Consider the following 26,643-nt stretch of genomic DNA (forward strand, 5'->3'; position numbering starts at 1 on the left):
CCGCTCCCACTCAACAGCAACACTCATCGCACGGACAACCTGAGGATTTCTACATGCTATGGAAAAAAGGCCGACGCAGCGACAACGTGGTCGACGCCCGTGGCGATGATGTTGGCGGCGGTGGCGGCGGCATGCGTTTTGGCGGTGGCAAGGGCTTGAGCCTGACGGCGATCCTCCTGATTGTCGGCATCGGCTGGATCACCGGCCAGGACCCATTGCAGATCCTCGGACAACTGGCCGGACAAATGGAGCAGCAATCGGCGCCCGCCACCAACCAGAGTCGCCAGGCACCGCCGGCCAATGATGAGAGCGCTGAATTCGTGCGCTCGATCCTCGGCGATACCGAGGACACCTGGGGCGCGATATTCCAGCAGGCCGGCCGCCAATATAAGGACCCGACCCTGGTGTTGTTCAGCAACCGCGTGAATTCGGCCTGCGGTCTGGCCACCTCGGCGACCGGCCCCTTCTATTGCCCGGCCGACCAGAAGGTTTACCTGGACATGGCGTTCTTCCAGGAGATGTCCCAACGCTTTTCCGCCGCGGGCGACTTCGCCCAGGCCTACGTGATCGCTCACGAAGTCGGACACCATGTGCAGACCCTGCTTGGGGTGTCCGCGAAAATTCAGGCAGCACGCCAACAAGGCCGGCAGATGGAAGGCGACGGCGGTTTGCTGGTTCGCCAGGAACTTCAGGCCGATTGCCTGGCCGGCGTCTGGGCCAACAATGCGCAGAAGCGCCTGAACTGGCTGGAGCCTGGCGACATCGAAGAAGCATTGAACGCAGCGAACGCCATCGGCGACGATCGTTTGCAGCAGCAGGGTCAGGGCCGCGTGGTCCCGGACTCGTTCACACACGGTACGTCGGCGCAACGGGTGCGCTGGTTCAAAACCGGTTTCGCCCAAGGCCAGGTTGGCCAGTGCGATACCTTTGCGGCGAAAAATCTGTAAATGAAGAAGTGGTTGTTGGTTGTTCTGTTTACTTGCGCAACGTCCCAGGCCGCCGAGCATGGGGTCAAAGACCTCAGCTCAGGGCGCCTGCTGTTGAAATCAGGTGAAATCGCGGTGGGCATCAGCCCCGCCCCGGCAAAAATCGAACGGGTGCTGATCATCCTCCACGGTCGCTTGCGCAACGCGCAAACCTATCTGCAAAGCGGTGAGCACGCGGCCGAACTGGCCGGGCAAAGCGCAACGACCCTGGTAATCGCCCCGCAATTCCTCAATGAAACCGACGTTGCGGTCCATCCGGTGGCCGACACCGTTTTGCGCTGGCAAGGCAATGAATGGATGGCCGGTGGCGAATCCACGGCGCCGTTTCGGCTGAGTTCCTACGCGGCGCTCGACGAAATCATCGCCCGGTTGGGTGACCGTCAGCAGTTTCCGGATGTGAAGCAAATCGTCATCGCCGGGCACTCCGGCGGCGCGCAGGTGGTTCAGCGCTATGCATTGCTCGGCCACGCGCAATCCGAGCTCGATGCGGCCGGCGTGCAGGTGCGCTACGTGATCGCCAATCCGTCCTCCTACGCTTATTTCGATGAGCGCCGGCCCGTGGCGTTCAGCCACGCCGGTTGCCCGAACTTCCATCGCTGGAAGTACGGGTTGGCGGATTTACCGGCCTACGCCGAAGGACAAACCGCCGCGCAGTTACAGGAAAGTTACCTCAAGCGTGAAGTCGTTTATCTGCTGGGGCAGCAGGACACCGACCCGAATCATTCTGCGCTGGATAAAAGTTGTGAAGCCAGGGCGCAAGGGCCGTCCCGATTGGCTCGCGGGCGTTACTACTTCGATTATCTGAAGAGGTTGCAACCGCAAGGGTTGAAGCAGCAACTGATTGAAGTGCCCGGGGTCGGGCATGACGGGGACGGGATGTTTACATCGCCGGAGGGGCAGAAGGCGTTGTTTGGGCAGTAGGCTTTGCAGTGCCTGATCTGACGCCATCGCGGGCAAGCCCGCTCCCACAGGGTTCTCGGCAGTACACAACATTTATGTACACTGAAGATCACTGTGGGAGCGGGCTTGCCCGCGATGAGGCCCTCAAGCCAACAGCATCTGCCGCAACTCAACACAATCCGCCGCATGCCAATCGGTCAATTCCGGCCATGGATTATCCGGCAGATTCACCAACACAGTCCGTGCCCCCGCCGCTCGCCCACAATCGAGATCGAAGCGGTAATCACCGACCATCACCATCTCGCTCGCCGGCACCTTCCACGCTTCGGCCAGTTTCAGCAACCCGCCCGGGTGCGGTTTGGGCGGCGCATCATCACGGCCCAATACATCCTCCAGTGCAAAACAGTCGGCCAGGCCAATGGCCTCCAGCGTGACATGTGCCAGCTCCCGGGCATTGCGCGTGAGAATGCCCAGGCGATAACCGCGCCCGGCCAGCTCGCGCACCAGTTCCACCGCGCCCGGTGCCGGTTGCGAACCGAGGGCCAGGTCCCGTTCGTGCTCCAGCAACCACGCATGCTTGGCGGCGGCCTCCTCGGCCGGCAGTGCGGCGAGGTGGGTCAGGATGTCGTGTTCAGCAGGAATCGCCAATGCCACGCGAATCGCCGCGAAATCGTGCACGGCCACCGTCAGGGTGCCGTCCATGTCGAACACCCAGTGACGCACGTCGGCCAGGCTCACGCCCAATCCTTACGGTGACGGATCAAGCCTTCCTGGGTGACCGAGGCCACCAGTTGCCCGGCGCGGTTGAACACGCTGCCACGGGAGAATCCACGGGAGTTGCCGGCCCACGGACTGTCCATCGCGTAGAGCAGCCAGTCATCGGCACGCAGATCCTGGTGGAACCACAGCGCGTGATCGAGGCTGGCGACCTGCATGTCCTTGTGCCAGACCGATTTGCCGTGGGGCTGCATCGAGGTGACCAGCAGACCGAAGTCCGATGCATAGGCCAGCAGGTATTTATGCAGCGCCGGCGAATCGGCCAAAGCCCCGTCGGCGCGGAACCAGACGTACTTGATCGGATCGGAGGGCAGCGGGTTGTAGGGATCTTTCTCGGTCACCGGGCGAAATTCGATCGGCTTGGGGCACAGCAGTTTTTCGCGCATTTTCTCGGGGATCAGGTGCGCGCGCTGCTGGGTGATCTCCAGCTCCGAGGGCAGGTTTTCCGGGCCGACCACTACCGGCATTGCGGTCTGGTGCTGGAAGCCTACTTCGTCGTACTGGAACGACGCACTGCACGTGAAGATCGGGTGGCCCTTCTGGATCGCCGTCACCCGACGCGTGCTGAAACTGCCACCGTCACGCACCCGGTCAACCTGATACACCACCGGCAACCCGGCATCGCCAGGACGCAGGAAATAGCCGTGCATCGAATGCACATGACGCGCTTCTTCAACCGTCTGACTGGCCGCCGACAGCGACTGGCCGAGGACCTGTCCACCGAACAACTGGCGAAAACCCAGGTCCTGGCTACGGCCACGGAACAGGTTTTCCTCGATCGGCTCCAGGGTCAGCAGGTCGACCAGATCATCCAACACTTGGCTCATTCAGATGCTCCTCACGCAAAACATTGCCGCGCAGCCTTGGCTGCAACGCTCGATTCAGTTTCTGGACTCTGCCCATGAGGGCCATTGTAAACGTCCGTGTCAGGTTATCCATGCAAGGTTTGCAGCCATTGCTCGCGGCTGATGCGATACAGCACATGGCGACGCAACGGGTGACCGGCGTCGAGTCGCGGGTGATCGAAGTCATCCGCCGGATCATGGTGCATGCCGATGGCCTGCATGACTTTCTCTGAAGGCAGATTGGATTGCGTCGTGAAGGCCACCACTTCTTTCAGCGGCAAGCGGTCGAACCCGCAGCGCAGAGCGGTCCACGCCGCTTCACTGGCGTAACCCAAGCCCCAGTGCTCGCGGGCCAGGCGCCAGCCGATTTCCGTGGCAGGAGTAAAGGGTGCGTCGAAACCAACAACGCCAAGCCCGGTAAACCCGATGAACTGGCCAGAGTCCTTTCGCTGCAAAGCCCAGAGACCATAACCGTGCTCGGCGAAATGACCACGGATTCGCCCGATCAATGACGCGCTTTCCAGCCGGCTCAAGGTTTCCGGAAAATAGCGCATCACCTGCGGATCGGCACACATCGCCGCAAAGTCAGGTAAATCTTCATCACGCCACTGGCGCAACAGCAGCCGAGCGCTTTCAAGTTCCAGTATTGGCTCCATTGCTCCCCGCCCTCCGATTGCATGCCGCAAGTCTACAACGCTGGTAGGATCCTTCTCTCATTCCTGAATGAAATCATCATGCCGCTCCCGCTGATTTATCACGAAGACTACAGTCCCGAGTTTCCGGCGGATCACCGCTTCCCCATGGACAAGTTCCGCCTGTTGCGCGATCACCTGGTGGGCAGCGGACTGACCTGCGATGCCGACCTGTTGCGCCCGGAACTGTGTCCCGCAGAGATTCTCGCCCTCGCCCATGACCCTTCGTACATCGAGCGCTACATGAGTGGCGAATTATCCCGCGAAGACCAGCGCCGCCTCGGCCTGCCCTGGAACGAAGCCTTGGCCCGGCGTACGGTACGGGCGGTCGGTGGCTCGTTGCTGGCGGCCGAGCAGGCGCTGGAGCATGGTCTGGCCTGTCACCTGGCGGGCGGCACCCACCATGCGCACTACGACTACCCGGCCGGGTTCTGTATCTTCAATGACCTGGCGGTGATCAGTCATTACCTGCTGGAAAGTGGTCGGGTGAACCGAGTGCTGATCTTCGATTGCGACGTGCATCAGGGCGACGGGACCGCACGAATACTGCACAACACTCCGGAGGCGGTGACCGTTTCCCTGCACTGCGAAAAGAATTTTCCTGCGCGCAAGGCCGAAAGTGATTGGGACATTCCGCTGCCCAATGGCATGGGCGATGCCGACTACCTGAAGGTGGTGGACGATGCACTCAACTACCTGCTGCCGCTCTACCAACCGGATCTGGTGCTGTATGACGCCGGGGTCGATGTGCATAAGGACGACGCTCTGGGTTATCTGAAGCTGACAGACGAAGGCATCGCCGCCCGCGATGAAAGCGTGATGCGCCATTGCCTGGGCCGTGACATTCCGCTGGTCGGGGTGATCGGCGGCGGCTACAGCAAGGATCGCCAGGCCCTGGCCCGCCGTCACGGCATCCTTCATCACAGCGCGCAGCGCGTCTGGCAGTCATCAGGTTGTCATTGAGCTGTGGATGCTTTACCCACAATGCCTGTGGAACTGCCTGTGGATAACCTGAGTGAAAGGGGCTACAGCCCACACGGTTTATAGGCTACAGAGAGATGGTCGTTTTTTAACCACCCTTTCAAAGACACCTCTAAACCCTGTAGGAGTGAGCCTGCTCGCGATAGCGGTCTGTCAGGCCCACAGATGCTGAATGTACCGCCGCCATCGCGAGCAGGCTCGCTCCTACAGGGGGCGGGGCTGGTAGAATGCGCGGCTTATCCCGCCAGACCGCAGCGCATCCCATGACCCAATCCTCCTCAGCCCTCCCCCCTCACGTCGCCATCATCGGCGGCGGCCCTGCCGGTTTGATGGCGGCCGAAGTGCTGAGCCAGGCCGGGATCAAGGTCGACCTGTACGACGGCATGCCTTCAGTCGGACGAAAATTCCTCCTGGCCGGCGTCGGCGGCATGAACATCACGCACTCCGAAGCCTACCCGGCGTTTCTCTCGCGCTACGCCGAACGCGCCCCGCAGATCGCCCCGCTGCTGCGCGGCTTCGGCGCCGAAGCGTTGTGCCAGTGGATTCATGACCTGGGCATCGAAACCTTCGTCGGCAGTTCCGGCCGGGTATTCCCCACCGACATGAAAGCCGCGCCGCTGCTGCGCGCCTGGCTCAAACGCCTGCGCGACAGTGGCGTAGTTATCCACACCCGCCACCGCTGGCTCGGCTGGGACGAGCGTGGCGGATTGCGCATCGGCAGCCCGGAAGGCGAAAAAACCGTGCAGGCCGATGCCACCCTGCTCGCCCTCGGTGGCGGCAGCTGGTCGCGGTTGGGCTCGGACGGCGCGTGGATGCTGCCACTGGAGCAACAGGGCGTAGGACTGGCGCCGTTGCAACCGAGTAATTGCGGCTTCGAGGTGCAGGCCTGGAGCGAATTGATGGTCAGCAAGTTCGCCGGCGCGCCGCTGAAAAACATCGCCATCGGCCTTAACGATGACGTTCCGCGGCTCGGCGAATGTGTGATTACCGCAACCGGAATCGAGGGCAGTCTGATCTACGCCCTGTCGGCACCGATCCGCGAGGCGATCAACCAGCACGGTTCAGCAACCATTCATCTGGACCTGTTGCCCGGCCGGCCTGTGGATAAAGTTCAGACGGCGTTGAGCAAGCCCCGGGGATCGCGCTCCATGGCCAAGCACCTGCACAGTCAGCTGGGTATCGATGGGGTCAAAGCGGCGCTATTGCGTGAACTGACCAGCGCCGACTGCTTTGCCGACATGGCCTTGCTGGCCAAATCGATCAAGGCATTGCCACTGACACTGGTGAAAACCCGACCACTGGACGAGGCCATCAGCAGTGCTGGCGGAGTGTTGTTCGAGGCGATGGATGAGCGATTGATGCTCAAGCAACTGCCTGACGTGTTCTGCGCCGGGGAAATGCTCGATTGGGAAGCGCCGACCGGCGGCTATCTGCTGACTGCGTGTTTCGCCAGTGGGCGGGCGGCGGGGTTGGGGATGGTGGAGTGGTTGCAGCGCAAGAGCTAAAGACCGAGGCGCGTCCATCGCGAGCAGGCTCACTCCTACAGGAAAATGCATTCCAACTGTAGGAGCGAGCCTGCTCGCGAAGGCGATCTAGCCGACGCTACCGCTATTAAGGCTTGCGCTTGCGCGGCCCGGTATTGAACACCGGCACCTTGCGCACAGGCTTGATCGAAGGCTCCGCCGGCGCAACCTCACCGCTATCCACCCACCGACCCAGATTGCGTTTACCGCCGCCGCCACCGGAAGCCTTGGGCTTCTTCGGTTTTTTCGGCTTCTTGACGACCTGACCACTGGCATCGGTGTCCGGCACACGGTGCTCGGGCTCGAAGTCGGGCTCGTTCTGCCGCTTCAGGGTCTGGCGAGTCAGCATCTCGATGGCCGACAGCAGATTCACTTCATCGGCGCAGACCAGGGAAATCGCCTCGCCGGTCGAACCCGCGCGGCCGGTACGACCGATGCGGTGGATGTAGTCCTCAGCGACGATCGGCAAATCGAAGTTGACCACCAACGGCAGGTCTTCGATGTCCAGGCCACGGGCCGCCACATCGGTAGCGACCAGGATCTGCACTTCGCTCGCCTTGAAACGATCCAGTGCACGCTGGCGGGTCGCCTGGGGCTTGTCGCCATGGATACCGTCGGCATTGATGCCCAGGCCCTGAAGTTTATCCACCAGCGCATCCACGCCGTTGCGGGTCTTGGCGAACACCAGCACCTGCCTCCACTTGCCCTTGCGCATCAGGTGCACGAACAGTTCCGGCTTGCGCTTCTTGTCCACCGTCACGATCCATTGCTTGACGGTATTGGCCGCAACGTTGCGTGGGCTGACTTCGATGCTCAGCGGATCGTTGAGCATCTGCCCGGCCAGCAGGCGTATGTCATCGGAGAAGGTCGCAGAGAACAGCAACGTCTGACGTTTCTTCGGCAGCGCGCGGTAAATGTTCGCCAGTTCTTCGGAAAAGCCCAGGTCGAGCATGCGGTCGGCTTCGTCCAGCACCAGGGTCTGCAGTTGGTTGAACTTCAGCGCGTTCTGGCGGAACAGGTCGAGCAAGCGGCCCGGGGTCGCCACCAACAGGTCGACACCGCTGCGCAGCTTCATCATTTGCGGGTTGATGCTGACGCCGCCGTATACCGCGTAGGTGCGCAACGGCAGGTTCTCGGCGTACTGGCGCACGGCTTCGTGAACCTGCTCGGCCAGTTCGCGGGTCGGCACCAGGATCAGCGCGCGGACCGAGTTGGCGGTGACTTTCGGCCCTTCCATGGCCAGCAGTTGCAACAGCGGCAGGGCGAAACCGGCGGTCTTGCCGGTGCCGGTCTGGGCGGCGGCCATCAGGTCACGACCGGCCAGCACCGCCGGAATGGCTTGCGCCTGAACCGGCGTCGGAGTCTGGTAGCCGAGCGTCTCGAGGGAGCGCAGCAAGGGTTCGATCAGGCCAAGGGTGGCGAAAGTCATGGGAGTACCGTAGGAAAATTCAGCGCGGTTGTGCAAAACGAGTGTGCAATGGCGCGCAGTTTACCCTAATTCACACGGGATTCTGTCGGTACTGCCGTCGCCACCACTGGCCGCTCTGACGTGCGACGCCACTGCGGCAGGCCAATCAGCACCACGGCGCTGATGATCACAGCCATCGCCAGGGCTTCTTCGATACCGATGGTTTCGCCGACGAACACGATCCCCAACAACACCGCCACCGCCGGGTTGACGTAGGCATAACTGGTGGCCGCGGCCGGACGCACGTGCTTCAACAGGTACATGTAGGCGTTGAAGGCGATGATCGAACCGAACACGGTCAGATACGCCAACGCAGCCCAGCCTTCGATCGGCGGCACCCTTTCCAGGTGCTCACCGCTGACTGCGCTGGCGATCAGCAACACCACACCGCCCACCAGCATTTCCACAGCGCTGGCCATCGCGCCCTGAGGCAACGGCAAGTGTTTGCTCCACACCGAGCCAAAGGCCCAGGTTGCCGCAGCAAAAATCAGCAGGGCCGCGCCCAACGGGCTCGATTGCAGGTTGGAACCGAGGTTGAGCATGCCGATGCCGATCAGCCCGAGCACGATCCCGGCCCATTCCAGACGGGTATTACGCGCGCCCCAGAAATATCCGCACAGCAAGGTAAACAGCGGCACCGTCGCCACCGCCAAAGCCGCCACCCCGGAGGCCACGCCCGTGTGCTCGGCCACGCTCACCGCGCCGTTGCCGCACGCCAGCAGCAAAATCCCGATGACTCCGGCGGCTTTCCACTGCGCCCAGGTCGGCGCCGGCGCCCCGCGCCAGCGCAGAAAGGCGTACATCAAGGTCCCGGCAATGACGAAGCGGATGCCGGCGAGCAGCAACGGCGGCCAATATTCCACGCCGATGCGGATCACCAGGTAGGTCGAGCCCCAAATCACATACAAGGCGAAGAAGGCAGCGATCAGGGGTAAGGGAAAGCGACGAAGGCCGGACATGGGGGCAGCTCACAGGCAAGGACAAGTGAACGGCTATTCTAGAAAGGCCAGCGTCGAAAAATAAGTTACAAAACCTGTTTAAAGCGCCAGTACACTTTTCAAAACACGGAGTTCAGCGCTATAAACCGTGTTTTCGAAAGTCGACCATTTTCAGGAGTCACCCCGATGGATAAGTACGACCGCATGCTGCTCAGCGCCCTGCTGGAAAACGGTCGCGCGTCCTACGCGGACCTGGCGCGCAAGGTCAACCTGTCCGCCCCGGCCGTGGCCGAGCGCGTGGCCAAACTCGAAGCCAGTGGCGTGATCACCGGCTATCAGGCGAAAGTCGACATGGCCAAGCTCGGGCTGCCGATCCAGTGCGTGATCGAACTGCGCCTGAACCAGCACGGCAACCAGAAAGCCTACGACGACCTGATCAAAATCCCGCAATTGACCGAATGTCACCGGGTGACAGGTGATCCGTGCGTGATCATGCAAGCGGCGGTGGGCTCGATGCCGGAGCTGGAAGAGCTGATCAACCGGATCGCCACGTTCGGGTTCAGCAAGACGTCGATTGTGTTGTCGAGTGCGATAGAGAAGCGGGTGCCGTTGGGGCATATCGAAGGGAATGGCAAGTAACCCAAGGACACAGCAGCCCCCCCTGTAGGAGCGAGCCTGCTCGCGATTGCGGTTTAGAATTCACAGCCGTGTTGACTGACACTCCGCCATCGCGAGCAGGCTCGCTCCTACAGGGGTTATGCGGTGTTTTCGGGATCAGCGATAACGCTTTAGGTGTTCGCCCACTTTCGCTGCCGGCACCTTCTGCAACTTGCACAACAGATCATGAGACAGCTCGCGCAAACCATGCTTATGGCGCAGTTCTTCGGCCAGGTACGCGGTCAGGTTGGCCGCCATCTCGGCATCGGCCATCGCCCGGTGAGCCTTGCCGGTGTGGGGCAGGTTGGCGAAGGTGGTGAGGGTGCCGAGTTTGTGGTTCGGCGCGGCGGGCATCAGGCGGCGGGCCAGCAGCAGCGAGCAGGCAAAGTTCTGCAAACGCGTACGTTTGATTCGCCCGAGTTCGAAATCCCAGAACTTCTGGTCGAACGCGGCATTGTGCGCGAGCAACGGGGTGCAGCCGACGAATTCATTCACTTCGTTCATCACCTGCTCCGCCGACGGCGCGGTGCGCAGCATGGCGTTGCTGATGCCGGTGAGTTGCTCGATGAAGGCCGGGACGCGCACGCCGGCGTTCATCAGGCTTTGGTAACGCTCGACGATGCGCCCCTGTTCAAGGATCACCACGGCGATTTCCGTGGCCCGGCAGCTGCTGCTCGGGGAGATCCCGGTGGTTTCAAAGTCGATGACTGCTATGCGTTCCAAACCTGGTTCAACTCCGTAAAAATCAATTCTTGAGCAGCAACGCGCCTTCGATCGGCACGTAGCGGCTGGCGGCGCGGATCAGCGAGTTGGCGGTCAGGCCCGGCACGCCGTAGGCCACCGCTTGCACCCCGTGTTTGCTGATGATGCGTTCCAGCAGCATGTCGAAATCACCGTCGCCGGAGGCCAGGACGATTTCATCGACATGATCGGCGGCATCCATGATGTCGAGGGTAATGCCCACGTCCCAGTCGCCCTTGGCCGAACCATCGCTGCGCTGGATGTACGGCTTGAGCTTCACGGTGAAACCGAGGTTGCGAAGGATCTGCTGGAACTGTTGCTGCTTGCTGTCGCCACGGTCGATGGCGTAGGCGTAGGCTTCGACGATCTCGCCCTGTTTGCTGATGTCAGCCCACAGCGCGGCGTAGTTGAAGTGGCAACCATAAGCCTGACGCACGGTGTAGTAGAGGTTCTGGACATCGGCGAACACTGCGATTTTTTTCACCGGCTTTCCTCAAGGCTGAATCAGGCACCAGGCCCGAAAAGTCGCCCAGTATGCCAGCCCGAAGGATTGTTCCGCGAATAATCGGCTATGTGGCAAGGGAGCTCGCTCCCTTGCCACAGATGTGTCAGACGAAGGAATCGTCGTCGCCGCCGAAGAACGATGAGCTGTCATCGCTGTAATCGGCGTCGCTGAACCCGCCCTGATCGTTGCTGTAGGAATCGTTACCGGCCATGCGCTGGTCATCGCCCCAGCCGTTGCTGCCCTGGTCATTGACCTGGGCCGGCTCTTCCTTGATGACTTCGACGACTTCCGGTTGCTGATTGTGATGGAACAGGCTGCTGATGCCTTGTGCCAGCATCACGCCACCCGCCACACCAGCGGCGGTTTTCAGCGCACCACCGAGGAAACTGCCGCCGGCCGCTGCCGGAGCCTGTTGCTGGGGGGCATAGCCCTGCTGTGGAAAGCTCTGCTGCGGGGCACCGAAGTTCTGCTGCGGCGGTTGCGAACCGAACGACGAGCGTCCCGGCTCGCGCCAGCCACCGCTCGACGGCGGGGCGCTCTGGGTTGGAGCGGGCTGTGTCTCACGGGAGGCGCCGCCAAAGATACTCGACAAAAAGCCGCCGCTACTCGGTGCCGAAGCCGGGGTCGCCTGGGCCTTGGCCTGTTGCAGCTCGGCCTGCAACTGCTGGACTTGCTGGGTCAGTTGTCGGTTCTGTTCATCGAGGCTATTGATCGCCGCCTCTTGCACCAGAATCGCCTGGGTCATGAAATAACCTGCCGCGGGCTGGCGCGTCAGGTGTTCCTTGATCCGCGCCTCGGCCTGGGCGTCGCGCGGGGCTGAGTCCGTTTCGGCCTGTTGCAGCCGGGAAAACAGTCCATCGATCAGGGTTTGTTCTTCGCTGTTCATGGCGACCTCGTAGATTGCCGGGAAAATCGTTGCCTTTATCCAAGGAGGATAAGGTGCTCGACCTTAATGGAGGCTGAAACAAGTTGTTTCAATAACCTTTACCGAACGTTTACGTTTGCGTCCCCGAGCACTTGATCGGTTAAAGTGAGCCACTGCTTCCAACCTGCGATACCAACTGATGAATCCGTTAGATGTGCTGCGTGACTCCCTGTATTTCTTCAAGCGCAATCTGGGCCAGATCGTGCAGCTGTGCCTGCCGCTGGTGATGCTTGAGGCACTGCTGCAACAAGTGGTCGACCATTCCACGGAGCCGGACAGTTTCCCCGGCATCAGCGTGATCGTCGGCTTGCTGGTGTACCCGCTGTACACCGCCGCGCTGATTCTGTTTCTCGATGCTCGCAGCCGCGGCGAATCGCCGAGCAACCGCGAGCTGCTGTCCAGGTCCGCCTACCTGTGGCCGCGCTTCGCCCTGCTGACGGCGCTCAATACCGTGCTGATTCTGCTGGGCCTGTCGCTGTATTTCCTGCCGGGTATCTACCTGATGGTGACCCTGGCGTTTGGCGAATACCTGCTGGTGTTGCGCGGCCTGGCGCCGCTGGCGGCCATGAAGGAAAGCCTGCGCATGACCCAAGGGCATTTCTTGCGCATCCTGCTGTGCATTCTGTGTGTGATGGGGCCGTTGTGGCTGCTCAAAGGTGTGACATTGGCGGCGTACCCGGAACCTCAGAACCCGGTGGTTTCAGTGCTGATCGACAGCGCCCACAGTTTCCTTCAGCTGTTTACCAGCGTGGTGCTGTTCCGGCTGTTCATGCTGATCAACCCGTTGCCTGAGAGAAATGACAACTCGCTCTGACCTTGGGCGCGACCATCGCTCTCGGGTATGCTCGGGAACAATTCTGTAACGCTATTAAGCCGAGCCATGACCCGTCTACTGCGCTACACCCTGCTGGGCCTGCTGATCGTGACCGGCCTGATCACCGCGATGATCTACAGCCTGACCTGGCGCCCCGATGCCAAAGAAGTGTTGCCCGTCAGTTGCAGTGCCCAGGCCCCCTCCCTGGTCCCCGGGCAGGCGTTGAAGGTGATGACCTGGAACGTCCAGTACCTGGCCGGCAAGCGCTACGTATTCTGGAATGACCTGGCCGCCGGTACCGACGAACGCCCCACAGCGGAAGACATGGCCTTCAGCCTCGATGAAGTGGCGCGGGTGATTCGCGACGAACAACCGGACATCGTGCTGTTGCAGGAACTGGACGACGGCGCCAAGGCCAGCGATTACCAGCACCAGTTCAAACTGCTGCAGGAACGGCTCGCCGACTTGTATCCCTGTGGCACCAGCGCGTTCGACTGGAAGGCCGACTTCGTGCCGAACCCGCACATCTTCGGCAGTGTCGGCCGGCAACTGGCGACCCTGAGCCGTTACCGGATCGAACATGCTGAACGGCTGCAACTGCCCATCGCCTCGGGCAATCCGCTCAGCCGCCAATTCAAACCCAAAGACGCCTTGCTGGTGAGCTACTTGCCGTTGAGTGATGGCGGACAAATAGCGGTGCTCAATACCCATCTGGACCGCGCCAATCGAGCCGACAACACCTTGCAAAACCAGGTGAGCGCCGTGGCCAGGGCCCTCGACAAACTCGAAAGCCGTGGCACGCCGTGGCTGATCGGTGGGGATTTCAACCTGTTGCCGCTGGGTCAGTATCGACGCCTGTCCGATGCGCAACGCGCGCCCTACTCCGCCGACAGCCCGTTGCACCTGCTGTGGGACAAGTACCCGATGATCCCGAGCAACAACGAAGCCAGTGGTATCGACCGCGAACGCTGGTTGACCCACTACCCGAACGATCCCGGGCTGAACGGCCCGGACCGGACCGTCGACTACCTGTTCTACAGCCCGCGGATCAAGCGGGTGGAGGCGATGGTGCGGCAGGACGATACGTTGCGCATCTCTGATCACCTGCCGGTGATTGCGCGGTTCCTGTTGCCGGCTGTGCCCTGATACATAAACCTGTAGGCGCTGGGCTTGTGTGGCGAGGGGGCTTGCCCCCGTTGGGCTGCGAAGCAGCCCCATTTGCAGCAATCGTGATTTATCAGAAACACCAAGTTGCCCAGATTACGACTGCTGCGCAGCCGAACGGGGGCAAGCCCCCTCGCCACAAAGGCCCACTCCCACAGGGTCTGTGCAAACCTGACTTAATGCACCTCCTCCAGATCATCATGCAGCAGCCCGAAGATCTCTCGCTTCATCTCGATGAACGAGCGCTCCATGACCATGTCCAGGTTGCGTGGACGCTCGATCGGCACGTCCAGAATCTGCTTGATCCGCCCCGGCCTGGCGCCCATCACATACACCCGGTCACCCAGCAGAATCGCCTCGTCGATGTCGTGGGTCACGAACAGCACGGTCTTCTTGCTGTTGCCCCACACCCGCAGTAGCAACTGCTGCATTTGCAGGCGGGTCTGGCTGTCGAGGGCGCCGAAGGGTTCGTCCATCAGCAGGATCTGCGGGTCATTGGCCAGCGCGCGGGCGATGGCGACGCGCTGCATCATGCCGCCGGACAACTGCTTGGCGTAGTTGTCGGCGAAGCCGCTCAGGCCCACTTCATTGACGTAGTAATCGACGATGTCCTTGCGTTGCGCCGCCGGCATGCCGCGCCGCTTGAGGCCGAACTCGACGTTCTGCCGCACCGTCAGCCACGGGAACAACGTGTAGCTCTGGAACACCATGCCGCGATCCGCACCGGGACCTTCCACCTGTTGGCCGCCGACGTAGATCTCGCCCGAGGTCGGTTCGGCCAGGCCGGCGGTGAGGTACAGCAGGCTCGACTTGCCGCAACCCGAAGGTCCGACCAGTACGGCGAATTGCTGGTCCGGCACCTCGAACGACACTTCCTCCAACGCGGTAAAGGTACCGCCATCGGGTTTCTTGTAACGCAGGCTGACCTTGTCCACTTGCAGCCGTGGCGCGTTCACCGGGGCAGTCTGAGGGGCGACAAAACGATGAGTGGCGGCGGTTACTGAGCCCATGCGGTGATCCTCAGACGTAGGAAACGGAACAGTTGATCGGTGACCAGGCCCAGCAGGCCGATGATCGCGATGGCGAGGAAAATCACATCCACCTGGAAGCCACGCATGGCCTTGAGGCTCAGGTAACCCAGGCCACTGGAAGCGGCGACCAGTTCAGCCACCACCAGGTAAGTCCAGGCCCAGCCCATGGTCACCCGCAGGGTGTCGAGTACGCCCGGCAGGGAAGCCGGGGCGATCACGTGCAGCACTGCATCGCGGCGATTGGAACCGAGGGTGTAGGAAGCGTTGATCAGGTCCTTGGAGATGCCTTTGGACACGTCCGCGATCATCACCAGTTGCTGGAAGAACACGCCGAAGATGATCACCGACACCCGCTGCTCCAAACCGATGCCGATCCACAGGATGAACAGCGGCACGAACGAGGTCACTGGCAGGTAGCGAATGAAATTCACCAGCGGCTCAAGAAAGGCCTGGACGATGCGGAAGCTGCCCATCAACAGTCCCAGCGGCACCGCCACCAGGGACGACACGATGAAACCGACCATCACCACTTCGACACTGGCCCACACATGCTGGCCGAGGGTGCCGTCGCGACCCAGGCGCACGGCGGCCTCGACCACCGCCCCCGGCGTCGGCAGGAACATGCCCGGCACCACGCCACCGTAGGACAAGCCGGCCCACAGGCCGACCAACAGCACCCAGGCCAGGCCGCTCGCGCTCCAGATCACCGAGACCGGCAAACCGGTCTTGGGCGTGATGCAGCGGCTCAGCCATGAATTGCGCTTGAACATGCAGCCTCCTAGAGCGGGGTGACGAAGCGGTTGTCGATCAGGTCGTCATTGCTGACGTTGTAGGGCTTGCCTTGCAGCTCGCTGGCGGTCTCGTTGGCCAGTTTGATCAACGGTGCGCTGTCACCCGGCTTGCCCGGCGAGCCCAGCAGTTTTTCGCTCATGGCCTGATCGTAGAAACGCACGCCCTGGGCGGCCGCTTCCATTTCCTTCGGATCGGCCAGGTAACCGCCGACACCCTTGGCCATGATTTTGTAGGCTTCCTGTGGATGATCCTTGGTGTACTGCACGGCTTTGTACAAACCGGCCACCAGGGCCTTGACGTCTTCCGGCTGTTTTTCGATCACGCTGCAGTTCAGTGCCACCACATCGACGATCACCCCCGGCGTGCTGCTGCTGTCGATCAGCACCTTGCCCTGCTTTTTGTCACGAACCATCGACAGGTGCGGTTCCCAGGTTACGGCGGCCGGTACGCGACCGGCGATGAACGCGGTGGCGGCGTCGTCGGCCGTCATGTTCTGCACGGTGATGTCGCTCATGCTCATGCCGTGTTTTTTCAGCAGATAGGACAGCCAGAACTGCGAGGTCGAACCTTCGTTGACCGCAACGGCCTTGCCCTTGAGCTCCTGCAGGCTCTTGACGTCCTTGCCTACCAGCACGCCGTCGCCACCATGGCTGTCGTCCAGCGCGGCCACGGCCTTGAAGCAGAATTGCGGACGGTACTTGAGCACCTCGTCGATGGTCGACGCCGAGCCGGACAACTCGCCGGAAGCTTGTGCGGCCATGTACATCGCCGCTTCTTCGACCACCGGCAACTCGACGGTCAGACCGTTTTCCTTGAAGTAGCCAAGGTCCTGGGCCAGGTACAGGGTGCCGTAGCCGACCCAGGTGGTATGACCGATGGACAGGGTGCCGGCCTGGGCGCTGGTAGCGACCGTCGCGGCGATGGCGGTGACCGCCAGTGGATGGGCAACGCGGGTAAGCAAGGACTTGATCATGGAGCACTCCCAAAGCTGTTGATTTAGTTTTGTCATGGGCAGTACGGCGAGCGGCCCTGGTGCAGCTGCGGCCTGTGGTCTCTGATGGACCCTTCGGCATGCAGCATTGGGCTGGCTGGCGAGATCGATGTTGGCCCAAGGGCGGGATTAGGAAAATGAGGAAATATGTGGATGCGAGTGATGAAAAAACTGGTTAGCGCGCACTGCGAAAGGGCGTTGTGGGCGGGGATGCCCGAGGTGGGTGCAAGGCGTTAAAAATGTGTTGAATGAGCAATAGCTATCGCGGGCAAGCCCGCTCCCACAGGTCAGGTGTCGTGCCCGTTTTCCGCGGCCGACACAAATCCTGTGGGAGCGGGCTTGCCCGCGATAAGGTCCGCAGGACCTTCCGGCAATATCAGAGCCGGCCGTACTCCTGCGCCGTGCGATCCATCGCTTTCAGGGTCTTGCTGATCAGCTCATCAATCTCTTCACGACTGGCAATCAAGGCCGGCGCCATGATCATCCGGCCAAGGGTCGAGCGAATGATCACCCCTTCCTCGAAGCCAATCGTACGGCAGCGCCAGGCGATGTCGTTCTCGTTGGCAAAGCGCTTGCGAGTGGATTTGTCTTCGGCCAGTTGCAGCGCCGCGACCATGCCGGTGCCCTGGATGTCACCCACCAGCGGGTGCTTGCCGAACACTTCGCGCAGGCACTGTTGCAGGTACGGGCCGATGTCGTCCTTGACCCGCGTTACCACGCCTTCATCGCGCAGGGCCTTGAGGTTGGCAATCGCCACCGCCGCCGCCACCGGGTGCCCGGAATAGGTCAGGCCGTGGGCAAACACGCCGCCCTGCTCCACCAGCACCGAAGCCATTTTCTTCGACAGGATCAAGCCGCCCATGGGGATATACCCCGAGGTCAAACCCTTGGCGATGGACAGGGTGTCCGGCTCGAAACCGAAGTACTCGTGGGCGAACCATTCGCCGGTACGACCGAAGCCGCCGATCACTTCATCGGCGCACAGCAGCACATCGTACTTGCGGCAGATGCGCTGGATTTCCGGCCAGTAGCTTTCCGGCGGGAAGATCATGCCGCCGGCGCCCTGGAACGGTTCGGCGATAAAGCCCGCGACCTTGTCCGCACCCAGTTCGAGGATCTTCGCTTCCAGTTGCTGTGCCGCGCGCAGTCCGAATTCGGCTGGCGTCAGGTTGCCTTCGTGGGCGAAGAAGTACGGCTCGTCGATGTGCTCGATGTCCGGGATCATGCCGCCCATTTCGTGCATGAATTTCATGCCGCCTAGCGCCGTCGCGGCCAAGGTCGAACCGTGGTAACCGTTCCAGCGGCCGATCATGATTTTCTTCTCGGGCTTGCCGAGCACCTGCCAATAGCGCCGCACCGTGCGGATCAACACCTCGTTGGCTTCGGAGCCAGAGTTGGTATAGATCGCGTGGCTGTAGTGAGCCGGCAGCAGGCTGAACAGCAGCTCCGACAGTTCGATCACCTGCGGGTGGGTGGTGTGGAAAAACATGTTGTAGTACGGCAGCTGTTCCAGTTGCTGGCTCGCAGCAAAGGCCAGGTCCTTGCGCCCGTAACCGAGGTTGGTGCACCACAGCCCGGACATGCCGTCGAGGTAACGCCGACCATCGTTGTCCCACAGGTGCAGGCGCTCGCCACGGACCATCACCCGTGGCCCTTCGTCGTTGAGGGCTTTCTGATCGACGAACGCATGGATGTGGTGCGCAGCGTCGGCGGCCTGGTAGTCGCGGGTTTCACGTGGTGTGGTCATCGCCAGTTCTCCGTTTTGTTATCAGCGCAATTGAAACCAGGTGGTCTTCAACTGGGTGTATTTATCGAATGAATGCAGGGACAGGTCGCGGCCGAAACCCGACTGCTTGCCTCCGCCGAAAGGCACGGTCACGTCCAGCGCATCGACACTGTTGACCGACACCGTACCGGCCCGCAATTGTCGCGCCACACGGTGGGCGCGGTTGAGGTCGTCGGTCCACAGCGAAGCCGCCAGACCGTAGACGCTGTCGTTGGCCAGTTGCAAGGCGTGGGCCTCGTCGTCGAATGCCGTAATCGCCAGTACCGGGCCAAACACTTCATCGCGAAACAGCGGCATGTCCGGGGTCACGCCGGTGAAAATCGTCGGCTGGATGTAGTTGTCCGAGCCGTTGAAGATCGACTGCCGACCGCCACAAACCTTGGTCGCACCTTGCAGTTCAGCCTGCTGGATGAACTTCATGATGCGCGCTGTCTGACGGCTGTCGACGATGGCTCCGGCGGCGCTCGACGGGTCCAGCGGATCGCCCGGCAACCAGCGTTCGGCCTGGGCCTTGAGGCGTTCGACGAACTCGTCATGGATCGAGCGCTGCACCAGCAACCGCGAGTTGGCCGAGCAGACTTCGCCCTGATTGAAGAAGATGCCGAACGCGGCTTTTTCCGCCGCCAGATCGAGATCCTGACAATCGGCGAACACCAGGTTGGCACTCTTGCCGCCGCACTCCAGCCACACCTGCTTGAGGTTCGACTGGGCCGAGTACTGCATGAAATATTTACCGACTTCGGTGGAGCCGGTGAACACCAGGCAGTCGACGTCCGGATGCAGGCCGAGGGCCTTGCCGGTTTGTTCGCCGAGGCCCGGCAGTACGTTGAGTACGCCTGGCGGAATCCCCGCCTCCAGCGCCAGCTCGGCCAGTCGCAGGGCGGAAAACGGTGACTGCTCGGCCGGTTTGAGGATTACCGAGTTACCCGCGGCCAGGGCCGGGGCGAGTTTCCACGCCGCCATGTCCAGCGGGAAATTCCACGGCACCACGGCAGCCACTACGCCGAGGGCTTCGCGAGTAATGGTTGCCAGCACGTTCTGCGCAGTCGGCGCGACCTGATCGTAGAGTTTGTCGAGGCTTTCGGCGTACCAGCGGAACACTCCCGCGGCACCCGGCACGTCGATGTTGTAGGCATCGGCAACGGGCTTGCCCATGTTCAGCGAATCGAGCAGCGCCAGCTCTTCACGGTTCTCCAGGATCAAGTCGGCCAGGCGCAACAGCACTTGCTTGCGTTCGGTCGGCGAGCGCGCAGCCCAGGTGCCAGCCTCGAAGACCTGCCGCGCATTGTGCACCGCCGCGTTCACGTCTTCTTCGCCGCAGGCGGCAACGTTGGCCAGGCATTGCCCGGTGGCAGGGTTGATCGCGGCGAAAGTCTGCCCCGACTGCGCCGCGCGGCGCTGGCCGTCGATCACGGCCTGATCGGGAAACCGCAGGGAAGCGGCCTTGCGTTGCCAATACTCAAGCTCGAACACGTTCAGATGCTCCAGAGGACATTCTTGTGTATTGGATAGTCGCTCAGGCCCGAGCGGTGGAAAACCAGTAAAAATGTGTTCGCAGGCCAAGAAAAAACTACGTAGCCAATCTCCCTTCTGGCGCAGCATGTGGTTATTGTTCAAACACAACAAATCGCTACCCGAGCGGATAGGGGTGGCGCGCAAATTGCCAGGATGCCTGATCCGTTCTCCCCCGAGGTTTGCTGTGGCTGCCTACAATCTGCGTCAACTGAAATACTTCATCACCACCGTCGAGTGCGGCAGCGTCGCCGAGGCCTCGCGCAAGCTGTACATCGCCCAGCCTTCGATCTCCACGGCCATCAAAGGGCTGGAAGACAGTTTCGGCGTGCAACTGCTGATTCGTCACCATGCACAGGGCGTGTCATTGACCCCCAGTGGTGCACGCTTTTACCGCAAGGCCCAGGAACTGCTGCGCATGGCCAAGGAGTTCGAGCAGAACGCCCTGGCCGACAACGATGTGGTGTCCGGGCAGATCGATATCGGCTGTTTCGAAACCGTCGCGCCGCTGTACCTGCCGCAATTGATCGCCGGGTTTTCGGCGTTGTACCCGGGGGTGGAAATCCGTATCCGCGACGGCGAGCAACAAGAGCTGGTGCAAGGCCTGACCTCCGGCGCTTTCGACCTGGCGATCCTCTACGAGCACGACCTCGACGGCACCATCGCAACCGAACCCTTGATGCCGGCGCAACGGCCGTACGCATTGCTGCCGGCTGATCACCGCTTTGCCCAGCAGGCGCAGGTGTCGTTGCGGGATCTGTGTCTGGAGCCGATGATTCTTCTGGACGTGCAGCCGAGCCGGACCTACTTCGTCAGCCTGTTCGATGAGCTGGGCCTGACCCCACGCATCGCCTTCAGCTCGCCATCGATCGAGATGGTGCGGGGCATGGTTGGCCAGGGCTTCGGATTCTCGATCCTGGTGACCAAGCCGCATTCGGAGTGCACCTACGACGGGCAGAAAGTGGTGTGCGTGGACATTGCCGAAGACGTCACCGGTTCAGGATTGGTGGCGGCATGGCTCAAGCGTGGGCAGCTGACCAAACCGGCGCAGTTGTTTGCAGACTATTGCCGCGAACAACTCACGGCCAAATCCGAAAATCCACAGTAATCCCCTGTGGTGAGGGGGCTTGCCCCCGTTGGGTCGCGAAGCGGCCCCAAAACCTGCTACTGCGTTGTGTCAGATTCTCCGCATGCAATGTATTGCGACTGCTTCGCAGCCGAACGGGGGCAAGCCCCCTCGCCACAGAGTCCAGTGTTAACCGTTATTTGCGCGGTTTGATCCGCGCGGTGGCCTCGGCCACCAGCGGATCATCCGGCCAATAATGCTTCGGGTACCGCCCCTTCAAATCCTTCTTCACCTCGGCGTAGGTGCTGCGCCAGAAGTTGGCCAGGTCCTGAGTCACCTGCACCGGCCGCCGCGCCGGGGACAACAGATGCAGCTTGACCACCTGCCGGCCCCCGGCGATGCGCGGGGTTTCGGCCAGGCCGAACAACTCCTGCAAACGCACCGCCAGAATCGGCGGCTGTTCGCTGTAGTCCAGACGAATCGACGAACCCGACGGCACGCTCAAATGATGGGGCGCCAGTTCGTCCAGCCGTTGCGGCAACGGCCATGGCAGCAGGTTGTGGACGATGCTCGACAGGTCGAGATTGGCGAAGTGACTGAGCCGCGAAACCTTGCCCAGATACGGCATCAGCCAATGCTCCAGACTCTTGAGCAACGCCGCGTCGCTGACATCCGGCCACTCGCTCTCGCCCTTGCCAGCGAGGTCCAGTTGCCGCAACAAGGCGACCCGCGCCTGCCACTGACGCAGTTCCGGGGTCCACGGCAACAGCTCCAGGCCTTTGCGCCGTACCAGGTTCACCAGCGCCTGGCTGCGGGCGGTTTCGTCGAGGCCGGTCAGTGGCTCGCGGCTGAGGATCAGTTCGCCAACCTTGCGCTGACGCTCTGCCCGCAGCACGCCCTCGCGCTCATCCCAATCCAGTTGATCGACGCAGCGAACCTGCTCGGCCAGCACTGAATCGAAGAGCGCCGGATCGAAGTCCGTCGCCAGATAAATCCGCTCCTCACGCTGGCCCTGGCGACTGCCCAGATCGGCGATCACCAGCCACGCTTGCTTCATCAGGCTGTCGGCCTCGGCGAACAGGGCGGCACGACCGTTGGCCAAGCGATACTCCGCACCACCGGCGCGTCGTTGCTGGGCGACGCGGTCGGGATAGGCCAGCGCCAGCAACGCGCCGAGCCAGCGCGGGTGATCCGGATCGCTGACCGGCTCCGTCGCTTTGCCCCGCAGGTAACCACGATATTGCCGCGCCAGTTGCCGTGCGCGCTGCACCCCGCCCTGGGCACCGCGTGCGGCGCGCTCTTCGCCAGACAGCAATACCAGTCGGCTGTGCAAGTCCGCCCCGGCACCGCGCAAGATATCTCGCTCGCCGAGCAGCGCCGCGACATCGCAAGCCATGTCTGCCAGTCCCAGCGCCTGGCCACGCAACAGTAAATGCGCGATGCGCGGATGCGCCGGCAGTTCGGCCATGGCCTGACCGTGACGGGTCAGCGCTTCACCCTCCAGAGCCCCCAGGCGTTCGAGCAGATCCTGAGCCTGTGCATAAGCGGCGGCCGGCGGCACGTCGAGCCACACCAGTTGCCCAGGCGTAACGCCCCAGCGCCCCAGTTGCAAGGCCAGCCCGGCGAGGTCCGCCGAAAGGATTTCCGCACTGCCATAGGCCGCCAGTTGCTCGTGTTGGTCCTGGGACCACAAGCGATAACACACGCCCGGTTCCAGACGCCCGGCCCGGCCAGCACGCTGGGTGGCGCTGGCCTTGGAAATGCGTTGGGTATCGAGGCGGGTCATGCCGCTGCCGGGATCGAAACGCGGCACCCGCGCCAGCCCGGCATCAATCACCACGCGTACGCCGTTGATGGTCAAACTGGTTTCGGCGATGTTGGTGGCCAGCACCACTTTGCGTTTGCCCGCCGGTGCCGGATCGATTGCCGCCCGTTGCGCGGCGAGGTCCAGTTCACCGTGCAATGGACACAGTAGAACCTGAGTGTTTTCGCCCAAGGCATCGGCCAGTTGCTGATGCACGCGGCGGATTTCTGCCTGCCCCGGCAGAAACACCAGCACGCTGCCGGTCTCGTCGTTCAAGGCTTCGAGGATGGTCTGCACCAGGCGCGGCTCGATGAATTCACCGGACTGGAACGGCCGGCCCCAACGCATCGCCACCGGGAACATGCGCCCTTCGCTGCGCAGGATCGGAGCGTCGTCGAGCAACCCGGCCAAGCGTTCGCCTTCGAGCGTGGCGGACATCAAGAGGATTTTCAGCGGCTGATCGTCACGGAACAGTTCGCGGCCATTAAGGCTCAGGGCCAGCGCCAGATCCGCGTCGAGGCTGCGTTCGTGAAATTCGTCGAAGATCAGCAGCCCCACGCCCTCGAGCGCCGGATCGTCCTGCAAACGCCGGGTGAGGATACCTTCGGTGACCACTTCGATGCGGGTGTTGGGGCCGACCTTGCTGTCGAGCCGAATGCGATAGCCCACGGTTTCGCCGACCTTCTCCCCCAGCTCACTGGCCAGCCGTTCCGCCGCTGCACGCGCGGCCAACCGGCGGGGTTCAAGCATCAGGATGGTCTGCCCTGCCAGCCACGACTCGTTGAGCAAGGCCAAAGGCACGCGGGTGGTTTTACCGGCGCCGGGCGGCGCTTCGAGCACAGCTTCGTGGCGTGTAGCGAGGGCTTCACGCAGGGCGGGTAAAACTTCATCGATCGGCAAAGAAATCATGCTGGCTCCAAAACAGAGCGGCGAGTATAACGGCGAACTGTTTGGCGTAGTCTGGGCTCTAACCAGTAACGTTATTGGCGTTCTACACAGGAGATTTCATATGCGTGCTCCCTTTCGCCTGATTGGCGGTGTTCTGGTCGCAACCTTGCTGACTCAAGTGACCGCCTGCGGTTCGATCTTCTATCCGGATCGCCGTGGCCAGATCGAAGGCAAGATCGACCCGGCCATCGCCGCGCTCGACGCCGTGGGCCTGCTGTTCTACATCATCCCCGGCCTGATCGCGTTTGCCGTGGACTTCGCCACCGGCGCGATTTACTACGCCCCGGGAGAGACCGCACAAGTTGCACCGGAAAAACTCAAGGACGCCATCGGTCCCGACGGCAGGGTCGATAACCGCAAGTTACAGACTATTCTGGAAAGCGAACTGGGCCGCAGCTTCCCGCTGGACGATCCACGCCTGATCCAGAGCAAAGGCAGCTCCCAACAACTGGCGATGTTCGGCCTGCAACCCGCCGCGTAATCCCTGCGCGCAAAAGGACTCTTCAAGGAACGATGGCCCCTATGACCTCCAGCTCCGAACACGCCCGCCTGCTGCGGCTGGCGACCCGTGCCTCGGTGGCGGTGGCATGCATCCTGATCGTCGCCAAAGCCATCGCCTGGTGGCTGAGCGGCTCGGTGAGCATGCTCGCCGGGCTCACCGACTCGACACTCGACGGCGTCACGTCATTGCTCAACCTGCTGGCGGTGCATTACGCCCTGCGCCCCGCCGACAATGATCATCGCTACGGGCACGGCAAGGCCGAGTCATTGGCGGGGATGGCCCAGGCGTTGTTCATTGGCGGTAGTGCGGTACTGATTGCGTTGCAGGCCTATGATCGGCTCAAACATCCCGAACCGGTCGGCGCGCCATTGATCAGTATCGGCGTGATTGTGTTCTCCCTCGTCCTGACCCTGGCGTTGTTGATGTTTCAACATAAGGTGGTCAAGGCCACCGGCTCCAACGCGGTGCGCGCCGACTCCCTGCACTACCGCTCGGACATGCTGCTCAACGGCAGCATTCTGATCGCGCTGGTGTTGGCCGGGCTTGGGCTGCATCAGGTCGACCCCTGGTTTGGCCTGGGGATCGCCGCCTACATTCTCTGGAGCGCGGTGCAGATCGCCCGGGAGAGCTTCGCGGTGTTGATGGATGAAGAACTGCCGCCGGAGGTCAGCCAGCACATGCTGGAATTGGCGTGCAGCGTGCCCGGCGTGTTGGGTGCCCATGACCTGCGCACGCGGATCTCCGGCAACCAATGGTTTGTGCAGTTGCATCTGGAGCTGCCGGGGGAGCTGACGCTATCAGTGGCCCATGGCATCAGCGATCAGGCGGCCGCGGCCATTCACAGCGCCTACCCGCGAGCCGAAGTACTGGTGCACGCCGACCCGAAGGAAGTGGTGAAAGCTGCCCGGGATCAGTAAGTCACCTGATAACCGCGACTGCTCAGGCAGTTGCCCTGGGCCTGTCGGTAGGCTTGCACCACCGACGGGTCTGGCTGGTAGGTGGCGGTTCGTGGATCGAAACCACTCTGCTGCACCGCATATTGATAGCACTCGTAACCATCCCGACTGACCTGCTCCGGCGACTGACCGTTGGCTGGATACGCCTCCACGTCATAACCACTGTTGCCGGCAGGTGGTTGCGGTTGGCCAACCGGCGGCTCGACCACGACGTAATCCTGAGTGCTTTGCTGATAGGCATAATAGGAACCGGCCGCGAGGAACAGCAGCACCCCGCCGATCCACACCCGCTCGGCGTAATCAGGCAGGTACCTGACACGAATCCCGCGCGGTGGCTCCACCACCACATAACGCGGGCCCAGCGGGCGATACCAGTAGCCACCGGAATAGTAGTAATCCATGCCACGGTAGGGCACGCGGTAGTCGCGCTCGGGAAAGCGGTCGATCACCTGGCCGGGGCGATACCTGGGGCCTGACCCCCAGCCGTTACCATAGCCACCCGGGCGCCCCTGCAAGTGATTGTCATAGGACGGTGCGACTGTGTAGCCATTCCAGCGCTGGTTGTAATCGTTGCGACGTGGCTGGTCCTGGTAGTAACCGCGCTGCGGCTGCTGGGTCTGGCGCACGGTGTCGGGCCGGGGCTGGATTGGCATGTCAGTGGCCGGCATCTGCGGCATAGGTAGCGGCGAGCGCACCTGACTGTTGAAATCCGGCGCTGGACGGTTCTGCCTCTGGTCATTGTTTTGACGTTGATTCTGGCTGTTGTGATCGTACTGGCGGTTGTCGTTTTTCTGCGCACGGGGCTGGTTCTGCGGCTGGCCGTTTTGCGGATGCGGCTGGTTGCTGCCACCATGGCCCTGGTTATCGCCCTGATGCCCACCCTGGCCGTGTTGCCCGCCATCATGGCCACGGTTTTGCGGCTCATCGGCCATCGTTTGCACAGAGACACTGACACACAGCAAACCAACACCGGCCAAACGCCAGATGCGCGATTTCATGCTTTGCCTCATTGCGGGTAAGGGCCTGTACGTAAGACTGGGAAAGCAGTGGCCGGTTCTGCGACAGGTTATCTGTCACGCAACTTATTTATTGAGGCCGGCTCTTTAATTCACGGCAGCAAATTCCACGCAAGAAAAAGGGGAGACCCGTCGGCCTCCCCTTAGAGAACTTCGTCCTGGCTCGACGCTTGTGGCGCCGGCTCACCTCACGCCGTCTTCTGGACAGTGTGTAGCTCGGGGGCCGGCACATCCCCGGTGGGGGTGGCGACCGCGGCGGGCCTGATTCGGCGAGCCGCACTGGACTGTTTGTCCGAGCAGTGATTCTGGTGATAAGAATAGGC

At 62.0% G+C, this 26,643-nt stretch carries 25 protein-coding genes; 10 read left to right on the forward strand and 15 right to left on the reverse strand.

Going from position 1 to position 26,643, the window contains the following annotated elements; all coding sequences use genetic code 11:
* Nucleotides 1–53 precede the first annotated feature (53 nt).
* On the forward strand, nucleotides 54–947 hold the full coding sequence (ypfJ, locus tag AC3IX1_RS24925; protein ID WP_489386181.1) for a KPN_02809 family neutral zinc metallopeptidase: 894 nt from the start codon (nucleotides 54–56) through the stop codon (nucleotides 945–947).
* A complete protein-coding gene (locus AC3IX1_RS24930; protein WP_489386182.1) occupies nucleotides 948–1,907 on the forward strand; it encodes an alpha/beta hydrolase in 960 nt (319 codons plus the stop codon). It abuts the gene before it with no gap.
* 123 nt (nucleotides 1,908–2,030) lie between these two features.
* Here the strand turns inward: AC3IX1_RS24930 and AC3IX1_RS24935 are convergent, their stop codons facing one another.
* From AC3IX1_RS24935 to AC3IX1_RS24945, 3 genes are all read right to left on the reverse strand, one after another.
* Complete coding sequence (locus tag AC3IX1_RS24935) at nucleotides 2,031–2,624, reverse strand: HAD family hydrolase (RefSeq protein ID WP_046041727.1); 594 nt, start codon at nucleotides 2,622–2,624, stop codon at nucleotides 2,031–2,033.
* Nucleotides 2,621–3,490: an acyl-CoA thioesterase II gene (gene tesB / locus AC3IX1_RS24940; protein WP_489386183.1), complete on the reverse strand. Its 870-nt coding sequence runs from the start codon at nucleotides 3,488–3,490 to the stop codon at nucleotides 2,621–2,623. The genes AC3IX1_RS24935 and tesB overlap by 4 nt, the downstream gene beginning before the upstream one ends.
* A 104-nt stretch (nucleotides 3,491–3,594) precedes the next feature.
* Nucleotides 3,595–4,164, reverse strand: coding sequence for a GNAT family N-acetyltransferase (locus tag AC3IX1_RS24945; RefSeq protein ID WP_489386184.1), 570 nt, complete (start codon nucleotides 4,162–4,164; stop codon nucleotides 3,595–3,597).
* A gap of 78 nt (nucleotides 4,165–4,242) precedes the next feature.
* Between AC3IX1_RS24945 and AC3IX1_RS24950 the strand changes: the two genes are divergently transcribed.
* On the forward strand, nucleotides 4,243–5,163 hold the full coding sequence (locus AC3IX1_RS24950) for a histone deacetylase family protein (protein WP_489386185.1): 921 nt from the start codon (nucleotides 4,243–4,245) through the stop codon (nucleotides 5,161–5,163).
* Between the two features lie 281 nt (nucleotides 5,164–5,444).
* Nucleotides 5,445–6,686 carry a TIGR03862 family flavoprotein gene (locus tag AC3IX1_RS24955; protein WP_489386186.1) on the forward strand — a complete coding sequence of 414 codons (1,242 nt, stop codon included), beginning with the start codon at nucleotides 5,445–5,447 and terminating at the stop codon, nucleotides 6,684–6,686.
* A 106-nt stretch (nucleotides 6,687–6,792) separates the two neighbouring features.
* On the opposite strand, the gene rhlE1 is transcribed toward AC3IX1_RS24955, so the two are convergent.
* Both rhlE1 and yedA read right to left on the reverse strand, forming a co-directional pair.
* Complete coding sequence (rhlE1, locus tag AC3IX1_RS24960; protein ID WP_489386187.1) at nucleotides 6,793–8,133, reverse strand: RNA helicase RhlE1; 1,341 nt, start codon at nucleotides 8,131–8,133, stop codon at nucleotides 6,793–6,795.
* A gap of 65 nt (nucleotides 8,134–8,198) precedes the next feature.
* A complete protein-coding gene (yedA, locus tag AC3IX1_RS24965) occupies nucleotides 8,199–9,131 on the reverse strand; it encodes a drug/metabolite exporter YedA (RefSeq protein WP_489386188.1) in 933 nt (310 codons plus the stop codon).
* 165 nt (nucleotides 9,132–9,296) lie between these two features.
* On the opposite strand from yedA, the gene AC3IX1_RS24970 reads away from it, so the two are divergent.
* Nucleotides 9,297–9,749: an Lrp/AsnC family transcriptional regulator gene (locus AC3IX1_RS24970; protein ID WP_007990688.1), complete on the forward strand. Its 453-nt coding sequence runs from the start codon at nucleotides 9,297–9,299 to the stop codon at nucleotides 9,747–9,749.
* Nucleotides 9,750–9,884: 135 nt separating this feature from the next.
* On the opposite strand, the gene AC3IX1_RS24975 is transcribed toward AC3IX1_RS24970, so the two are convergent.
* The 3 genes from AC3IX1_RS24975 to AC3IX1_RS24985 all read right to left on the reverse strand — a co-directional run bounded on the left by AC3IX1_RS24975 (nucleotide 9,885) and on the right by AC3IX1_RS24985 (nucleotide 11,899).
* Nucleotides 9,885–10,490, reverse strand: a complete 606-nt coding sequence (locus AC3IX1_RS24975) for a 3'-5' exonuclease (protein ID WP_489386189.1) — start codon at nucleotides 10,488–10,490, stop codon at nucleotides 9,885–9,887.
* Between the two features lie 22 nt (nucleotides 10,491–10,512).
* Nucleotides 10,513–10,992: a LabA-like NYN domain-containing protein gene (locus AC3IX1_RS24980; RefSeq protein ID WP_007990686.1), complete on the reverse strand. Its 480-nt coding sequence runs from the start codon at nucleotides 10,990–10,992 to the stop codon at nucleotides 10,513–10,515.
* 124 nt (nucleotides 10,993–11,116) lie between these two features.
* Nucleotides 11,117–11,899 (reverse strand): DUF2076 domain-containing protein, encoded by a 783-nt coding sequence (locus tag AC3IX1_RS24985; protein ID WP_489386190.1) that lies wholly within the window; start codon nucleotides 11,897–11,899, stop codon nucleotides 11,117–11,119.
* Between the two features lie 178 nt (nucleotides 11,900–12,077).
* Here AC3IX1_RS24985 and AC3IX1_RS24990 point away from each other — a divergent pair, with 178 nt between their 5' ends.
* Entirely contained in the window at nucleotides 12,078–12,752 is a 675-nt protein-coding gene (locus AC3IX1_RS24990) for a YciC family protein (protein ID WP_489386191.1), read from the forward strand.
* A gap of 66 nt (nucleotides 12,753–12,818) precedes the next feature.
* Nucleotides 12,819–13,898, forward strand: coding sequence for an endonuclease/exonuclease/phosphatase family protein (locus AC3IX1_RS24995; protein ID WP_489386192.1), 1,080 nt, complete (start codon nucleotides 12,819–12,821; stop codon nucleotides 13,896–13,898).
* Between the two features lie 194 nt (nucleotides 13,899–14,092).
* Here the strand turns inward: AC3IX1_RS24995 and AC3IX1_RS25000 are convergent, their stop codons facing one another.
* The 5 genes from AC3IX1_RS25000 to AC3IX1_RS25020 form a co-directional block, all read right to left on the reverse strand.
* The gene (locus tag AC3IX1_RS25000; RefSeq protein WP_489386193.1) at nucleotides 14,093–14,926 is read right to left on the reverse strand and encodes an ABC transporter ATP-binding protein; all 834 of its coding nucleotides are present in this window, start codon (nucleotides 14,924–14,926) and stop codon (nucleotides 14,093–14,095) included.
* The gene (locus AC3IX1_RS25005) at nucleotides 14,914–15,717 is read right to left on the reverse strand and encodes an ABC transporter permease (RefSeq protein ID WP_007990681.1); all 804 of its coding nucleotides are present in this window, start codon (nucleotides 15,715–15,717) and stop codon (nucleotides 14,914–14,916) included. Before AC3IX1_RS25005 ends, AC3IX1_RS25000 begins: the two co-directional genes overlap by 13 nt.
* Before the next feature lie 8 nt (nucleotides 15,718–15,725).
* Nucleotides 15,726–16,712 (reverse strand): ABC transporter substrate-binding protein, encoded by a 987-nt coding sequence (locus tag AC3IX1_RS25010; protein WP_150672692.1) that lies wholly within the window; start codon nucleotides 16,710–16,712, stop codon nucleotides 15,726–15,728.
* Nucleotides 16,713–17,106: 394 nt separating this feature from the next.
* Entirely contained in the window at nucleotides 17,107–18,477 is a 1,371-nt protein-coding gene (locus AC3IX1_RS25015; protein WP_489386194.1) for an aspartate aminotransferase family protein, read from the reverse strand.
* 21 nt (nucleotides 18,478–18,498) lie between these two features.
* On the reverse strand, nucleotides 18,499–19,989 hold the full coding sequence (locus AC3IX1_RS25020) for an aldehyde dehydrogenase (RefSeq protein WP_489386195.1): 1,491 nt from the start codon (nucleotides 19,987–19,989) through the stop codon (nucleotides 18,499–18,501).
* Between the two features lie 226 nt (nucleotides 19,990–20,215).
* On the opposite strand from AC3IX1_RS25020, the gene AC3IX1_RS25025 reads away from it, so the two are divergent.
* Nucleotides 20,216–21,136, forward strand: coding sequence for a LysR family transcriptional regulator (locus tag AC3IX1_RS25025; protein ID WP_489386196.1), 921 nt, complete (start codon nucleotides 20,216–20,218; stop codon nucleotides 21,134–21,136).
* 154 nt (nucleotides 21,137–21,290) lie between these two features.
* On the opposite strand, the gene hrpB is transcribed toward AC3IX1_RS25025, so the two are convergent.
* A complete protein-coding gene (hrpB, locus tag AC3IX1_RS25030; protein ID WP_489386197.1) occupies nucleotides 21,291–23,807 on the reverse strand; it encodes an ATP-dependent helicase HrpB in 2,517 nt (838 codons plus the stop codon).
* Nucleotides 23,808–23,907: 100 nt separating this feature from the next.
* On the opposite strand from hrpB, the gene AC3IX1_RS25035 reads away from it, so the two are divergent.
* Together AC3IX1_RS25035 and AC3IX1_RS25040 are read left to right on the forward strand one after the other, a co-directional pair.
* Complete coding sequence (locus tag AC3IX1_RS25035; protein WP_489386198.1) at nucleotides 23,908–24,327, forward strand: polyribonucleotide nucleotidyltransferase; 420 nt, start codon at nucleotides 23,908–23,910, stop codon at nucleotides 24,325–24,327.
* Between the two features lie 41 nt (nucleotides 24,328–24,368).
* The gene (locus AC3IX1_RS25040; RefSeq protein ID WP_489386199.1) at nucleotides 24,369–25,265 is read left to right on the forward strand and encodes a cation diffusion facilitator family transporter; all 897 of its coding nucleotides are present in this window, start codon (nucleotides 24,369–24,371) and stop codon (nucleotides 25,263–25,265) included.
* On the opposite strand, the gene AC3IX1_RS25045 is transcribed toward AC3IX1_RS25040, so the two are convergent.
* On the reverse strand, nucleotides 25,259–26,302 hold the full coding sequence (locus AC3IX1_RS25045) for a DUF6515 family protein (protein ID WP_489386200.1): 1,044 nt from the start codon (nucleotides 26,300–26,302) through the stop codon (nucleotides 25,259–25,261). The genes AC3IX1_RS25040 and AC3IX1_RS25045 overlap by 7 nt on opposite strands.
* Between the last annotated feature and the right edge of the window lie 341 nt (nucleotides 26,303–26,643).

It is taken from the genome of Pseudomonas sp. KH_046_2, from assembly GCF_057838985.1.